This is a genomic window from Nostoc sp. CMAA1605, from assembly GCF_021596505.1.
Taxonomy (GTDB): domain Bacteria; phylum Cyanobacteriota; class Cyanobacteriia; order Cyanobacteriales; family Nostocaceae; genus Trichormus.
Genome location: NZ_PJIZ01000081.1, coordinates 1 through 15014, shown reverse-complemented (window position 1 = coordinate 15014; position 15014 = coordinate 1). Strand labels below are relative to the sequence as shown.

General features: G+C 41.0%; 18 protein-coding genes. 7 read left to right on the top strand and 11 right to left on the bottom strand.

The genetic code is table 11. From position 1 onward, the window contains the following. Positions 1-58: 58 nt before the first annotated feature. Complete coding sequence (locus CV014_RS22565) at positions 59-754, bottom strand: tetratricopeptide repeat protein (RefSeq protein ID WP_329608426.1); 696 nt, start codon at positions 752-754, stop codon at positions 59-61. Positions 755-852: 98 nt separating this feature from the next. Further along, positions 853-993: a hypothetical protein gene (locus CV014_RS30715; protein WP_442946936.1), complete on the bottom strand. Its 141-nt coding sequence runs from the start codon at positions 991-993 to the stop codon at positions 853-855. A gap of 13 nt (positions 994-1006) precedes the next feature. Between CV014_RS30715 and CV014_RS22555 the strand changes: the two genes are divergently transcribed. Beyond that, on the top strand, positions 1007-1180 hold the full coding sequence (locus CV014_RS22555) for a hypothetical protein (protein WP_236144064.1): 174 nt from the start codon (positions 1007-1009) through the stop codon (positions 1178-1180). Positions 1181-1325: 145 nt separating this feature from the next. Here CV014_RS22555 and CV014_RS22550 read toward each other — a convergent pair whose 3' ends face one another. The 6 genes from CV014_RS22550 to mfd form a co-directional block, all read right to left on the bottom strand. Further along, positions 1326-2285, bottom strand: a complete 960-nt coding sequence (locus tag CV014_RS22550; RefSeq protein ID WP_236144063.1) for a restriction endonuclease — start codon at positions 2283-2285, stop codon at positions 1326-1328. 140 nt (positions 2286-2425) lie between these two features. Continuing rightward, positions 2426-2686: a hypothetical protein gene (locus CV014_RS22545; protein WP_236144062.1), complete on the bottom strand. Its 261-nt coding sequence runs from the start codon at positions 2684-2686 to the stop codon at positions 2426-2428. A 3-nt stretch (positions 2687-2689) separates the two neighbouring features. Next, complete coding sequence (locus CV014_RS22540) at positions 2690-3253, bottom strand: Uma2 family endonuclease (protein WP_236144061.1); 564 nt, start codon at positions 3251-3253, stop codon at positions 2690-2692. 15 nt (positions 3254-3268) lie between these two features. After that, positions 3269-3607 (bottom strand): DUF5615 family PIN-like protein, encoded by a 339-nt coding sequence (locus tag CV014_RS22535; protein WP_236144060.1) that lies wholly within the window; start codon positions 3605-3607, stop codon positions 3269-3271. Then, positions 3604-3828: a DUF433 domain-containing protein gene (locus CV014_RS22530; RefSeq protein ID WP_062296641.1), complete on the bottom strand. Its 225-nt coding sequence runs from the start codon at positions 3826-3828 to the stop codon at positions 3604-3606. The genes CV014_RS22535 and CV014_RS22530 overlap by 4 nt, the downstream gene beginning before the upstream one ends. A gap of 35 nt (positions 3829-3863) precedes the next feature. Beyond that, complete coding sequence (mfd, locus tag CV014_RS22525; RefSeq protein WP_236144059.1) at positions 3864-7421, bottom strand: transcription-repair coupling factor; 3558 nt, start codon at positions 7419-7421, stop codon at positions 3864-3866. Between the two features lie 262 nt (positions 7422-7683). Between mfd and CV014_RS22520 the strand changes: the two genes are divergently transcribed. The 3 genes from CV014_RS22520 to CV014_RS22510 are packed head-to-tail and all read left to right on the top strand — an operon-like array spanning position 7684 to position 9527. After that, the gene (locus tag CV014_RS22520; RefSeq protein WP_236144058.1) at positions 7684-8994 is read left to right on the top strand and encodes a hemolysin family protein; all 1311 of its coding nucleotides are present in this window, start codon (positions 7684-7686) and stop codon (positions 8992-8994) included. A gap of 39 nt (positions 8995-9033) precedes the next feature. Continuing rightward, positions 9034-9204, top strand: coding sequence for an element excision factor XisH family protein (locus CV014_RS22515; RefSeq protein WP_236144057.1), 171 nt, complete (start codon positions 9034-9036; stop codon positions 9202-9204). Then, positions 9186-9527, top strand: coding sequence for a XisI protein (locus CV014_RS22510; RefSeq protein WP_236144056.1), 342 nt, complete (start codon positions 9186-9188; stop codon positions 9525-9527). Before CV014_RS22515 ends, CV014_RS22510 begins: the two co-directional genes overlap by 19 nt. Before the next feature lie 20 nt (positions 9528-9547). On the opposite strand, the gene CV014_RS22505 is transcribed toward CV014_RS22510, so the two are convergent. After that, on the bottom strand, positions 9548-10729 hold the full coding sequence (locus CV014_RS22505) for an aldo/keto reductase (protein WP_236144055.1): 1182 nt from the start codon (positions 10727-10729) through the stop codon (positions 9548-9550). A 195-nt stretch (positions 10730-10924) separates the two neighbouring features. On the opposite strand from CV014_RS22505, the gene CV014_RS22500 reads away from it, so the two are divergent. Beyond that, on the top strand, positions 10925-12136 hold the full coding sequence (locus tag CV014_RS22500; protein ID WP_236144054.1) for a family 10 glycosylhydrolase: 1212 nt from the start codon (positions 10925-10927) through the stop codon (positions 12134-12136). A gap of 51 nt (positions 12137-12187) precedes the next feature. Here CV014_RS22500 and CV014_RS22495 read toward each other — a convergent pair whose 3' ends face one another. Next, positions 12188-13405, bottom strand: coding sequence for an HhoA/HhoB/HtrA family serine endopeptidase (locus tag CV014_RS22495; RefSeq protein WP_236144053.1), 1218 nt, complete (start codon positions 13403-13405; stop codon positions 12188-12190). A gap of 343 nt (positions 13406-13748) precedes the next feature. Between CV014_RS22495 and CV014_RS22490 the strand changes: the two genes are divergently transcribed. Next, complete coding sequence (locus CV014_RS22490; protein ID WP_236144078.1) at positions 13749-14123, top strand: metal-sensing transcriptional repressor; 375 nt, start codon at positions 13749-13751, stop codon at positions 14121-14123. A 5-nt stretch (positions 14124-14128) separates the two neighbouring features. Here CV014_RS22490 and CV014_RS22485 read toward each other — a convergent pair whose 3' ends face one another. Beyond that, the gene (locus CV014_RS22485) at positions 14129-14659 is read right to left on the bottom strand and encodes a dihydrofolate reductase family protein (RefSeq protein WP_236144052.1); all 531 of its coding nucleotides are present in this window, start codon (positions 14657-14659) and stop codon (positions 14129-14131) included. 47 nt (positions 14660-14706) lie between these two features. Here CV014_RS22485 and CV014_RS22480 point away from each other — a divergent pair. Beyond that, positions 14707-15014 (top strand): alpha/beta fold hydrolase (locus CV014_RS22480; RefSeq protein ID WP_442946937.1); only part of this gene is annotated, 308 nt, incomplete at its 3' end.

The following is a 15014-nucleotide window of genomic DNA, read 5'->3' as shown; positions in this document are numbered from 1 at the left end:
TTATAGAGACGCGATAAATCGCGTCTTTAAAAAGTTTAGAATCCATTGTCAATCAGCATCATGAAACACCAGGATTATCTGAGGTTTTCAGACGTTGCAAAATTTGCTCAACTTGGTAAACTTTCTCGTTTCGCTGTTGTTTTTTAAAGATATTCAAAGCTTTTTCTAAAGAAGCTTGTGCTTGCTCCCTTTGATTTATTTGCCATAACACCTGACCATAATTAATCAGTGCATCACCATATTCAGGATTAATTTCTAAAGCCTTCTTAAATTCTGTAATAGCTTCATCCCAACGACTTTGGTTAGCGTAAACTGCACCAATCGCATTATAAGCTAACGCATATTTAGAGTTGATGCGAATAGCTTCACGGTAAGAACTAATAGCGGCTTCTGGTTGCTGGAGACGTGCAAAGACATTACCTAATTGATAGTGTGCAAAAGTATCTTTAGGATATTTTTTCACAAGTTGACACAGGGCTTTTTGTGCGCCTGGGAAATTACGCTGATTGTATAAATTATTAGCTTGTTGCACCAGCAGCGATCGCTCCTGTGATGTATTATCTTGAAACTGTGCAATCTTTTGTGGTTGTTTAACTTGTGACTTCTTGTCTGGGGTACTTAAAGCTGATTGACAAGCTGACTTTGCTGGTGATTGTTCTTGTGCTTGAGCCGGAGTTGACAGAACTAGGGGAAGGATACTCAGTGATACACAGCTAAAGGCTTTCAAACATCCTGACAGCAATTGACTGGTCATTTTCATCACTCTCATCCTTTAATCATGTCCTGATCCCCATGATAAACCGAAGTGCGTAATGACTACCCCAGCATCCTTGCGGACTCATTAAATCCTGATTAATGACAATGCAAAACTTGAGCAGCCGTCAACTTGAGAACAGGAAATACCAATGAAGCGATCGCGTTATCCCCTACATACACTTTCTCTTCATACAGTAATACAACCAGGAAGTGCGGGAACTTCTGCCCAATAGCCACCTTCTTCTGCTGGATGAATAATTGCTCTGATTTTCATACACCTGTTAAGTTAGGTTTTGAGAATATGCTAACAACCATAGCTGTTTGCACTCAACTGTGGTGCAGGCGATCGCTCACAGCAAGTTTATCAGCTTTTTCCTTCAGTTCTGGCAATGGTATTGGAGTTGCTGGTGTGAAAGCGAAATGAGGTGAAGGCGATCGCACTAGTGATGGTCAAATTCGTGGGATTATTTTAAAAATTTAGGTACAGTCACAGGAAGTTTACAAGCTTGTTCCTTCATTTCTTGCAAAGACATACGAAAACGCTTGATACAGAGTTTAGTATCTCAATTTTAGTATACTAGTTTTCCATCAAGTTGTACTGCTTCCAATTTAGTTCTCAAAAGAGACTCAAAACTATCATCACCTTCCAAAAGAAGCAAAAATTCCTTTAAAGTAAAAAGTACGATTAGCTTCTGACTGAGTGCTTTTTTTATATCAATAATTGCTGCATCCGTATAACCTGATTCAGAAATAAAAATTCCACGAGCATCACTCCTCAGAAATATTCGCATCATATGCTGTGCTACATCTCCAGGGCTTAATGCTTCTTTGCACCATTTCATCTCGACTAAATACAAATAGTTATTAACCTCAATTGCGCCATCAATTTGTTGAATAACTCCTTCGTTATTTTCTCCAGTGATAGTGAAGGATTCTCTCACCAAAATATTCTCAACTTCAAAAAAAAGGTTTAAAATACTTTCTAGTTCTTTGCCTCTCTTTTGAGGATTAGTTTCCTGATATAACTTGATTAATTCAAACTTAATTTTATCTCGTCTCTGTCTCTTAGATTTTAGTGCATCTACTCTTGCTTGCTCTTCCGCTTGGCGTTTTTTCCTATCTTCTTGAAGATTTGACTCAATCACTTGCTGCATTCTGGTAAAAGAGTCTTTAACATTGACTATCTCTCTCACCTTAGCAACTAACCCCATAGCTAGTATTTGCTCTTTATCCCAGCACCTAGAAAAATCCTCAAATTCAGTAACTCTTTTAACGATTTCCCTCCTTTCTCGCAGTGCATCCTCTCCAGCTTCGTTTAGTCTAACCAATATTGTGCGAGCCATTTGATATTTGTTAATACTGGTTGGATCTTTCTGAAGCTGTTCGTTGATATCTGCTAAAAATTTTTGGCTAACTCCTGCACTGGAAAAAAATATTAAAACATCTTTCTTGCTTCTACAAAGTTTTGGAATAGTATCTACTAGCAGATTGAGAAAATCAGGTGTAAAATGGTATATTTGTCCGCCCATGTTTTTAGTTTAAAAAAATAAAACTATTGTTATTTTTAAATCTTCTGTAAGAGGATTGAATTGATTACTCTAGAAAAAATGTAGTACAGTAGAAATAGTATAAATTATACTTCCATATATAGCAAATACATCAACTTAACCTAAGTTCGTTCACGGGTCTCAGCATCATGGCGTAGTTGACGAGCGTAGGCTTGACTATCTGTAATATCAGGTCTTGATTTGATCACGCCTTCACTCTGCCAATAAGCAACAAGTTCTGCGCCTGTCTTTGGTGGATTTACTAGAACTTGCCGGACACTAAGAACACGAAGAATGTATTCAGATAGAGTCAAATTAAGCTGAGAGGCTTCATTACAAAGCTCTTTTTCTAACTCTGGTGGTAAATTAATATTCATGTTCATTTTCTACTCTAATAGCCAATCAAATAAATTTCCTATCGTAAGCTGTAAATCACTGGCAAAAGATGGCACAGGAAGTAAATGTTCCGCCTGATCAAACAACTCTGGTGGCTGGTTTGAGAAATATACAAATACTACTCTTTCACTTGGGTCAATCAACCAACCCATTTGAGTTCCGTGCTTCAAAAAATGCAAGATTTTAGCAATAAGCTTACTTTGACTTTGGTCAGGATAAAGGATTTCAATAATCCAATCGGGTGCTAATGCAAAAACATTTGCTACACTCCCATTTTCATTTCGAGGAACTCTATCCCAAAGAAACACAGATACATCTGGGACGATCGCACGTCCTGCAAAAATGCAGCGTAACTCTGGAAATGCGCGCGCAACTTTCTGCGGCTTAGTGACTCCATTGATGGTAATAATTAATTCACCTTGAATCGTGCTGTGTTCACCCTGTGGCATAGGTTTATGAATAATCTGACCATCAATGTACTCACGTGTAGGTTTAGTGTCTGGTAGCTCAAGAAACTCCTCTAATGTCAAATTTTTGGATGGTGTCTGTACCATTGGCGACTACCTTTCCTATTCTCCACTGATTTCAACTAACTTTTCACCTGTTCGCAAAAGCTCTAATGCCTTTGGCAAAGTAGCAATTAAAATCTCTTGTAACCGAGAATTTGATGTATTTCCGCACGTCAACCAGATAATTTGCGGTGGTGTTCCCAGACGTTCAACCAAGTCAACAAAGTCGCTATCCTTGGTTATAAAGATAACTCCTTGAGTTTTTGCTGCCTCAAAAATCTCAAGGTCTTCAGCGTCTCTCAGACCAACATCGCGTAAAGCTAGAGCTGTTATACCAAAAGTGTTGCTGATCCAAGTTGCAATGGCAGGCGATAAATGTGCATCTATCCATATTGTCATGCTACTAACACTGGATGATTCAGCTTCCGCGAAGCATATAGTAGTGCTGCTTTCAGATCATCTGCTTCTAGATCAGGCATTTCTTCTAATATTTGTTCTGCATTAAGTCCAGCAGCAAACAAGTCTAATACATCTGATACCCGTATTCTCATACCTCGAATACATGGACGACCACCGCATTGTTTGGGATTAATTGTAATTCTGCTCAGTAAGTTTGACATATAGTTCTAGTGGGTGATTAGTCCTAATCTACTATTTAAACAACAGCTGCTTCTACGATCGCACCTTGCATTTTAGTCATCGCATCAATTAAACTCTGCAATTGTTGGTCGGCTTTTAGCACTGCTAAACCACGCACTGTCACCTTACCAGGAGAGTAAACGAAACGCGTCTTGAGATGTTCTGGTAAGTTCGCGGCTAATAAATTCCAAGCTGGTTCTTCCATTGGGGTTTCTAAAACAACGTGCTGTTTGTTTTCTGGTTTGATGCGACTAAATCCTAATTGTTTTGCTAGTTGTTTGAGTTCCATGACTCGCAATAGTTGATTTGCGGGAACTGGTAAATTACCATAGCGATCGCCCCACTCAGCTGCAATCTGCGTTAACTCTTCTTTGGATTTCGCTGCTGCTACTGCACGATATGCACTCATCTTTTGATCAATATCGGGAATATAATCAGCAGGGATAAAGGCGGTGAGGTTGAGGTCAATTTGTGTGTCGTCAACTTTGGGTATTTCTTGACCGCGAATTTCTCGGATTGATTCTTCTAACATTTCCATGTATAAATCAAAACCAATCGCTTCCATTTGACCGGATTGTTCTGCACCTAGCAAGTTACCCACGCCTCTGATTTCCATGTCGCGCATTGCTAACTGATAGCCAGAACCAAGTTGTGTAAATTCTTGAATCGCCCGTAAGCGTTGCCGTGCGGCATCAGATAACGCCCGTTGTTTGGGATAAAATAACCAAGCATGGGCTTGAATACCTGCGCGTCCCACCCGTCCGCGTAATTGGTATAGTTGCGATAAACCAAACTTGTGCGCGTCTTCAATTAAGATGGTGTTGACGCGGGGAATATCTAAGCCGGATTCAATAATAGTGGTACAGACTAAGATGTCTGCTTCACCGTTGCTGAAGGTGAGCATGGTTGATTCTAACTCGCTTTCGTCCATTTGACCGTGAGCGATCGCAAATCTTCCCCCAGGGATCATTTCTCGCAGTTTACCTGTTGTCTCTTCAATTCCTTCTACCCGTGGAACTACATAAAATACTTGTCCTCCACGGTCTAATTCTTGACGGATTGCACTGCGTATGCTTTCAGGATTCATCGGTGAAAGGTGGGTTTGAATTGGTCTGCGGGTTGGGGGTGGAGTAGTGATCAAACTCATTTCCCGAATCCCCGATAAGGACATATATAAGGTACGAGGAATGGGTGTAGCGGAGAGAGTCAGGACATCAATTTGGGTTTTCAGGGTTTTAATTTTCTCTTTCTGGTTCACCCCAAATCTTTGTTCTTCGTCAATTACCAATAGTCCTAAGTCTTTGAAGTTGACACCTTTGCCTAAAAGTTGGTGTGTGCCAACGACTACATCTAATTCCCCTGTAGCTAAACGCTTTTGTATATCACGACGTTCTTCGGCGGTGCGGAAGCGGTTAAGTAAACCGACGTTTACTGGGTAGGGGGCGAAACGTTCTTTGAGGGTGTGGTAGTGTTGCTGGGTGAGAATGGTAGTTGGTGCAAGTAAGGCGACTTGTTTACCAGAAGTGACGGCTTTGAAAATAGCGCGGATAGCTACCTCTGTTTTCCCAAAGCCCACATCACCACATACTAACCGATCCATTGGGCGATCGCTTTCCATATCGCGTTTCACATCCTGCACCGCTTTTAGCTGGTCGGTTGTGGCTTGGTAGGGGAAGGAATCTTCCATTTCCTCTTGCCAAGGCATATCTTGGGGATAGGCGTAACCTTGTTGTTGCGATCGCGCAGCGTATAATTTCAGCAAGTCTACCGCTAATTTCTTAATAGCTTTGCGGACACGGGTCTTAGTATTTTCCCAGGCTTTACCGGTCATTTTATGCAGTTCTGGGGCTTTATCGCCTGTACTGCGGAAGCGAGATAATGACCCTACTTGGTCGGCGGCGACTCTCAAAAGACCGTCAGCATACTGCACTACGATATAGTCACGGGTTTCATCGTTAATCGTCAAGCTTTCTAACTTGACGAACTTACCAATCCCATGACTTTTGTGAACTACATAATCCCCTGGACGCAGCTTATTGGGGTCAACTTGCTTCGATGCAGCCTTGCGCCGCTTGCGGATGTAGCTAGGGGTGGCGAGGGAATGCTGTCCGTAAAATTCGCGGTCGGTGACGACTACTAAGCGGAAAGTCGGTAAAATAAAACCTTCCAGTTCCGCCAGTCCTGAATATTTCAAAGCTACGGGGACATGGTTGATTTGTAGCTTGTCAATGGCTTGGTAGTCACGGGGGTTAGGAATAAACTGCGCCGGACAATCGTGTTCTTGTAAGAGAGAGACAGAACGGGAAGGTTGAGCCGAAATTAACCAAATCGAGAAATTGCGATCGCGTTCTTGGCGTAATGTATCTGCTAGTTTGGCAAATTGGTGCGGTGTCACAGGTACACGGCGACTAGCCAAATTCATCCCGTTATTTTCTTCTGCTAGTTCTGATAAATAAATAGTCTTAAATCTAGTGACATCAGCCAAACAATCATCAAAAGACCGATGAATTTTGGGTAATTGTAGAGAACCCAAGTCATATTCCCCAGTTCCTAAAGACCATTGTTCCTCAGCATTTTCTACCCAGCGATCGCTATGAGCATGACATTGTTCTGGCTCATCGATGGCAATTAAGGTATCCTCTGGTAAGTAATCGAGTATCGAAGCTGGATTTTCATAGGCTAAACCCAAAAATCTGCGACTACCTTCTAGGAGTGCTGAGTCATGAGTGCTAAGTGCTGAGTCAGAATTTAACTCAGCACTCAGCACTCGTAACCGGCTAAACGCCGCGCTACCGCTAACAGCACTATCTTTGAGGGCATCTAAGATAATTGGAGTGAAACTAGTAGGGGTAAGGGTAATTTGTGCCACTTTGTCAAGGGCTGAACGTTGAGTGGCTGGGTCAAATTCCCGAATTTGCTCAATTTCATCACCAAACCACTCCAACCGCACTGGTAACTCAGAAGACACAGGAAAAACATCGACAATATCACCGCGCCGACTCCATTGTCCTTCTGTTTCTACTAAAGGTACACGTTCGTATCCCAAAAGAGTGATTTTTGCACTGAAAGCATCCAGGTCAAATTCCATCCCTTTTTTCAGGGTGAGACACAAAGGAGTAAAAGCATCTGGTGGTGGTAAATGCGGCTGCAAAGCCCCGACAGTAGCCACAACCGCAATTTTATTAAACTCTTGACTGTTGACTATTGACTGTTGACTATTGACTATTGACTGTTGACCCTTAACCAAATCTGCCAAAACCTGCATTTGTCCCCAGGTCATTTCCGTTTCTGGGTCAAAAGGTTCGTAGGGGGAAGCCTCAGAAGTCGGGTAAAAATGCACAGTTTGCCAACCCATCGCCTCTAACTGTGCGTAAGCGCGTCCAGCTTCTTCTAATGTGGCGCAAACTACAAATAAATTCCTTTGAGAATTTTGAGCTAACGCCGAAGCTACTAGGCCTTTAGGTAGACGAGGTATACCATTAAGGCGTAACTCTTGTTGACGATTTAATTTAGAAAGTAACTCAGTGGTGAGTGGCGATCGCCCCAAGGCACGCACAATAGAAGAAAATGCCATAATTTCTAGCGGAGGAACTCTTTCCAGATTCAGAAAGTATAGTGACGGCTATGTGAACTATTGTAAGTGCTGAGTGATTAGTCAATAGTCATTTAGTCATTAGTCAATAGTCATTAGTTTTTTGCCCTACACCCCATACCCCATGCCCAATGCCCCATTCCCAATTCCCATACCCAACCTCTAGCCATTTCTCAAAGAAGCTTGAATACTAGATACTAATTATTAAGCTATGTTCGCTTTGGAATAGCGACAATCTATAACAATGTCATTGGAAATTTTAATCATTCTCGTACTAATTATTGCTAATGGTGTGTTCTCGATGTCTGAGATGGCGATTGTCTCAGCGCGCAAAGTTAGGCTACAACAGATGGCTAATCAAGGTGATGCGAAAGCCAGAGCAGCTCTGAAGCTAGCAGAATCTCCAAATAACTTTCTGTCTACGGTTCAAGTCGGTATTTCCCTAATTGGTATCCTCACTGGTGCTTTTGGGGGAGCCACTATTGCCGAAAGTCTAGCCAGCTATGTGAAACTTGTACCTGTTTTAGCTGCTTATAGTCAACCAATATCTTTTGGAATTGTAGTTTTAATTATTACGTATTTATCACTCATTATCGGTGAACTAGTGCCGAAGCGTCTGGCGTTAAGCAATCCAGAACGCATTGCCTCGACGGTGGCGATTCCTATGCGTGCTTTAGCGGCTTTAGCTTCTCCGGCTGTACATTTGTTGAGTGCTTCTACAGAAATGGTACTGCGGCTTTTGGGGATCACGGCTTCGGAAGAACCGCTAGTGACGGAAGAAGAAATTAAAATCCTCATAGAACAGGGAACGGAAGCGGGAACTTTTGAGGAAGCGGAACAGGATATGGTGGAACGGGTTTTTCGTTTAGGCGATCGCCCTGTTAATTCCTTTATGACTCCCCGTCCTGATATAGTCTGGTTAGATTTGGATGATTCTGCGGAAGAAAACCGCGAGAAAATCACTGAGAATGCTTACTCGCGTTATCCCATTTGTCAGGGAGGTTTAGACAATGTGTTGGGGATTATTCCTGTAACTGATATCCTGGCTAGGAGTTTTCGCGGTGAACCCTTGGATTTAACTGTAGGTTTACGCCAGCCTGTCTTTGTCCCTGAAAGTACCCGTGGTTTAAAGGTTTTAGAGTTATTCAAGCAAACTGCGACTCATATGGCCTTAGTTGTGGATGAATACGGTGTAATTCAAGGTTTATTAACTCTCAATGACATTATGAGTGAAATCGTTGGTGATGTTCCTGCTAGTCCTGAAGAAGATGAACCCCAGGCAGTGCAGAGGGAAGATGGTTCTTGGTTACTAGATGGAATGTTAGCGGTAGAAGAATTTTTTGAATTGTTTGATTTGGAGGAGTTGGAATTTGAGGAGAGGGGTAGTTACCAAACCCTGGGAGGTTTTGTGATTACCCATCTAGGCCGCATTCCCAACGCCGCCGACCATTTTGAGTGGGAGGGAATGCGAATTGAGGTGATGGATATGGATGGTAATCGTGTGGATAAGGTTTTGGTAGTACCTCGGTTAAATCACAAGGAGGGGAATGGGTAATTGGGAATGGGGAATAGCGAATAGGGAATAGGGAATGAATTGACAGAGGTAGAGCCAGAAAGGGAGTTATATTTAGCGGTTGCTAATAGTGTGGTTGAAGATTTATTTGCAGAACCCGTAGGTAAGTTATTACTCAAAAATCGTCGTTTGAAATTAATTGCATTTGACCCCAAACAGGAGGTTATTAAGCAATGGATAGTTCCCAATTAGACTATTATCGTCAGGTGATTGAAACGGTATTGAGTGAATATGCAGCAATACCATATTCCTATGCTCCCATAGAAGCTGAATTGGTGTTTGACCGCACACGCGATCGCTATTTATGGATGGATGTAGGCTGGGATGGCGAACGTCGTGTACATGGCTGTTTAGTGCATATTGATCTAATTAACGGTAAAATTTGGATTCAAAGAGATGGAACAGGAGAGGGAATTGCAGCAGATTTAGAACGTGCTGGAATTCCCAAGGAGCATATTGTGCTGGGTTTTCGTCCCCCAGAGTTACGTCAATACACAGGTTATGCGGTAGCCTGAGTCAACAACGCAACTGATAATTAACTTTGAGACAAGCGTTTCACTTCTGCACCGACTAACATATTATGGGCTTGAGCTAAAACTTGCGGGATTTTGTCGGCGTGAGGACTTTGAGCAAGGCATTGTCTTAAGTCTAATTCCGCTATTTTATCGGCTTTGTTGCCGGGAAACCAATGACTACCGTTACCTAAGAGGTTGTAGCGCATTTTGCCATATTCTACTAAATCGTAGGCGGTGGCTAGATTCCACAGCCATAAAACCATCCTAATATTGATCTGTCCAGGAGTTTCTTGCCATGTGGGGAGGTTGGTTTGCCAAGTTTTTACCCAATCTTCGCCGAGAGTTGCGATCGCTTCTTCTTCTAGACGAGCTAAAATTGGCGGTAAAATCTCCGAAGCTTGGTCTAATAATTCTAAGGTTTTCAGGTGTTCATCAAAATCTTGGGGTTTAGCAGCACCCAAGCTCAAAGTATGCACCTGTGAATGACTTAAACAAAATAAATCATTAAACACCATCGGACTCAAAGGCGCGCACAAATCTACTAGTTTTTGTGGTGGATTATATAATAGCCCTCCCTTATTAGAAGGACTAATAATAAACACACCCATATCGTGATTTTTTGCTGCTGTAATTGCAGGCCAATTCCATTGATTAATGTAATACCAATGCAAATTTACATAATCAAATTCGTTGGTATTAATCGCTTCTACAATTAAATCTGTCGCCCCATGAGTAGAAAACCCAATAAATCTAACTTTCCCCTCGGATTGTAACTGCTTCGCCACATCTAAACAGCCACCAGGACGCAGGCTATATTCTAAAAATTCGGCGTTGTTAATTCCATGTAATCCGAGTAAGTCTACATAATCTAACTGAAGATAGTTCAGCGATGTTGCAAATTTCTGGCGGAACTCATTTGCGTCAGCCGTAGGCGAAACTTTCGTCTGCACAATCAATTGTTCACGGGGAAACTTGGGCAAGATTTTTCCCAACTGCATTTCCGAACTACCATATCCGCGCGCAGTTTCGATATGATTAATTCCCAACTCTACTGCACGGCGAATAGTTGCTTCTAAATTAGCTTGATTATCTGTCGGCAAATCTGAAGGATCAACATCTTCCCACTTATATTGATATCTCATCCCGCCGCAGGAGAATATCGGCATCTGTAATTCTGTCCGTCCGAATCGTCTGTACAGCATCAGTTATTTTGGATGTTTTACTTCAAGTTTAAAACAAGTAATTAACTGCATCAAAGGATGATTTTGATGACTGATCATCCTGATCAAAAATAAAGTTACAGTTTTTAGCAAATTCAAATGGGAAAATTCAAGTTGTAAATTGTAGAAATCAGTATACCTGTCACCTGACAATTACCCATCCATCATCACATTATTATGCCCAAACAAAATAAACAACCAAGCGGCTGTGGATGCTCAAATATACCAATATCTCTAATAGTTGTGATTTTAGGGGGTGGTTATTGGTGGTTGAGTCAGAAAAGCAATCTAGACTTTAGCAAATTTTTACCGAAAAATCCACAAGCAAATATTCCTGTCTTAAATTCTCCCACCTCTGCGATCGCTAATCCTTCTCCTCAGACAAGTTTACACACAAGTCCTTCTCCATCAGTAACTATCAGTTCAACGCCTCAAAAGCAGCCGCCTATCACAAAAACATTACCTCCGACTCCTTGGGAGAAAAAAGCCATTAGAGGAATTTATTTAAGCCGTTACCAAATTACTAATAATGCTGACGAACAAACAATTCGTCAAAGAGTTCGTTACTATAAATCTCAAGGTATTAATACCATTATTCATGGTGTTTGGGGAAATGGTTGCACAATGTACAATAGCGAAGTTATGCAGCAGACACTAGGATATAAAAGTTGTCCTAATCAGTTTCAAGAAAAATGGTTAGATTGGTTGATTGATGAGGCACATAAACAGGGAATGCAGGTTCATGCCTATTTTGAAAAAGGGATTAAATTAGATAAAAATAGTCCCATTTATGATTTAGCAGTGTCTCGAAATTGGCTAGTTCCTGGTGTAGATAAAACTTACGCTGGCATAGACCATTATGTTTTAGATGTGCAGATTCCTGAAGTCGCCAACCTATTTACAAATATCTCTGTGGAATTTGTGAAAAAATATCCGCAAATTGATGCTGTGCAATGGGATGATTATCTGGGCTACCATGCAGAATTACCAGGAAAAATTGATCGCACTACGAATTTAACTAAATTCTTACAGCAAATGATCAGCGCAATTAAACAAGCTAACTCCAAAGTAAAATTTGATATTTGTCACCATAATCCGTACTGGGCTAAACGTTATTTTGCGGCTGACTGGCAAAACTGGAATGTAGATCGAGTATTTATTCAAGCTTACAATGAGGAGAATTTTGCCGAAGAATTAAATTATGCCAAAAAATATGCTGGCATTGCCATTACTGATCAACAGTTATCGCGTCTCCCAGAATTGATAGAAAATGACAAAATTAACAGTATTTTAGTTTTCCCCTTAGCAGGAAAACCAGAAGCAACAGCTGCTCAAATCCAAACATTGATTCAAAAAACTCTAAAAAATCCCCCCAAAACCTCGAATTAATGTGAGTTGAGAGGGGATAAAAACAAGTATTTGATACTTCTGTAACTCTAACTAAGAAGCATTTTGCAACTCAGCTGTGCGTATAGATAACTGTTGTACCTGATTACCTCGTTGTACTTTCACCTGTAAAACTTGACCAAGACGACTATTTTCGACGACATTCTGTAGCTGTTCTGCGGTGGCGATCGCTTGGCCATCAATTTGGACAATCACGTCTCCACGACGAATTCCAGCACTAGCAGCAGGTGAATTAGGGATAACTCGCATGACTAAAACACCGCTAACTTCTGGGATAGTAAAGGCAGAATTAGGATCAGTGTTATTTTGTTTAGCTAAGTCTGGGGTTAAAGTTACCATCTGCACCCCTAGATAGGGGTGAGCAACTTTACCATCTTTTTGCAATTGTGCAGCGATCGCTTTCGCTTTATCAATAGGAATAGCAAAACCAATACCCATCGCATCAGTGCGAATGGCGGTGTTAATCCCGATGACTTCACCTTTGTCATTCAATAAAGGGCCACCAGAGTTACCAGGGTTAATGGCTGCGTCAGTTTGAATAAAGTCTAACCGCTTGTCAGTAATACCTACTTGCGCGCTAGAACGCTTGAGGGTGCTGACAATACCCAAAGTAACGGTATTATCAAAACCTAAAGGATTACCAACTGCGATCGCCCAGTCTCCCACCTGTACATTACTAGAAACACCCAAAGGCGCAACAGGTAAATTATTCCCTGCATTGATTTTCACCACAGCCAAATCTGTGACTTCATCAATACCTTGAACTTTGCCATCAAAGGTGCGACCATCTTTTAGTCTCACCGTCACGCGATCGGCTTTATCCACCACATGGGCGTTAGTTAAAATTAAACCACTCTTATCAATAATGAACCCAGAACCTAAACCCCGTAGTTGTTCTGATGGTACTTGTCCTTGCGAACTGTCACCGAAAAATCTGCGGAAAACAGGATCATCAAAAAACGGATCAACACGACGGGTAATTGTGCGTTCTGTATCCAGCCTGACTACAGCTGGGCCGACACGATTCACGGCTGCTGTCACAAAGCTGCTGTTACCTACAGCAGCAACTGCTGGTGATTGTCTTTGAGCAATTAATTCTGGTGTATTTTCAGGGTTGACAGCACTAGGTGCGGGTTCAGCTTGGGAAGGTAACACACGCAGAGAACTGAATGTCAGCGCAACTCCTAGAATTATTGCTAATACATGAGTACCGAGTTGGCGTATAGACCGGGGGAGTTTAGTAAATCGCATATTCACAACCTAATCTAGAAGCCTAATTGTTACCTGATGGCAACAAATCTACTTAAAATTATTGTGGCAGATAAGGAAATATTTCTTGAGCTTTGACGTGGACTCTCAGCTGCAAGTTTCACTCTCATCTGTTTAGAGTATTCATACAAGCGAAAGCGTAAGCTATCCGTATTTTAAAGTTAAATGAATATCTCATCTCATTGCTATGCTGGCAATTTCCCCTGAACTAGTTCGGGTATTACCCATGTTTCTTACATCCCTTTTAGGGAGTAGGTTACAACTCTTCCTCCCAGTTTCCAGTCTTAGGGTAGGATTTTAAATATCACCAGTGCTGCAATTAACCATGAATGGCTCAAACCGATTAACTCCCGAATCTTCTCCTGTATCCGTACCCCCAGAACACATACACAGTCACGATTTAGAAGATGAACACGTAGCCCACCCTCACATCCACAGTGAAGAATCTTTGCGGCGAATTGTTAATCGGTTATCTCGAATTGAAGGACACATTCGTGGTATTAAAACAATGGTGCAACAAAATAGCCCTTGTCCTGATGTTTTATTACAAATTGCAGCTGTGAGAGGCGCACTAGACAAAGTAGCCAGAATTGTTTTAGACGAACATCTCACTGAGTGTATTGCCAGAGCCGCAAAAGAAGGCGATATAGAACTAGAAATTAAACAACTTAAAGCGGCTTTAGATAGATTTATGCCTTAAAAATATTAACCGATGCTTTTGTTTCTCAAAGTATAGGTAACTTGTAGTAATCCCGAATCAAATTTCTTAACATCCTCTAAATTTAAACTTGTTTCCAGGCTAGGATCATTCACAATTAGTGGTATTCCACCTCCCAAAATAATTGGATGAACAGAAAGAATCAATTCATCAATAAAATTATGTTTTAAAAAAAAGTATATTGTCTGTGTACCGCCTACTAACCAAATTTTACCACCACTTGATTGACGAATTTTTTTGACAAAATCTTCCCAATCATGATTAATGAATGTCGCATTATTTTCTGTTTTACCTTGTTGTTTTTGGGAAAATACGAATACCTCCTTATCTGCATAAGGATAATCACCAAAACTTAAAACCTGCTGATATGTCTTATTACCCATCATCAATGTATCAACTTGGGTATAAAAATCTGTGTAACCATAGTCTTGGTCTGTAAATAGCCAATCTACTGCGCCTGATGATCTGGCGATGTAGCCATCTAGGCTAGAGGCTATGAATAAAATAATTTTTCGCATAAGCTTTTATATTTTGTAGCTATAAATCCAGTGTATTCATCATGAATATAAAACTAGAAAATTATATGCTTAATTATGAGTTAATTCAGAATTACAATCAGCCTTTGATTTTGTTTCTGCACGGTTTCATGGGACGCATTGAAGAATTTGACACAGTTACAAACGTATTAAAAGATGATTTTTCCTATTTATTAATAGATTTACCGGGACACGGCAAAACTCAAGTATTAGGTGGGGACGAATATTATACAATACAAAAAACTGCCGCAGCAATTATTGAATTAATAGAAAAATTAAAGATTAATCAATGTTATTTAGTGGGCTATTCAATGGGTGGGAGATTAGCTTTATATTT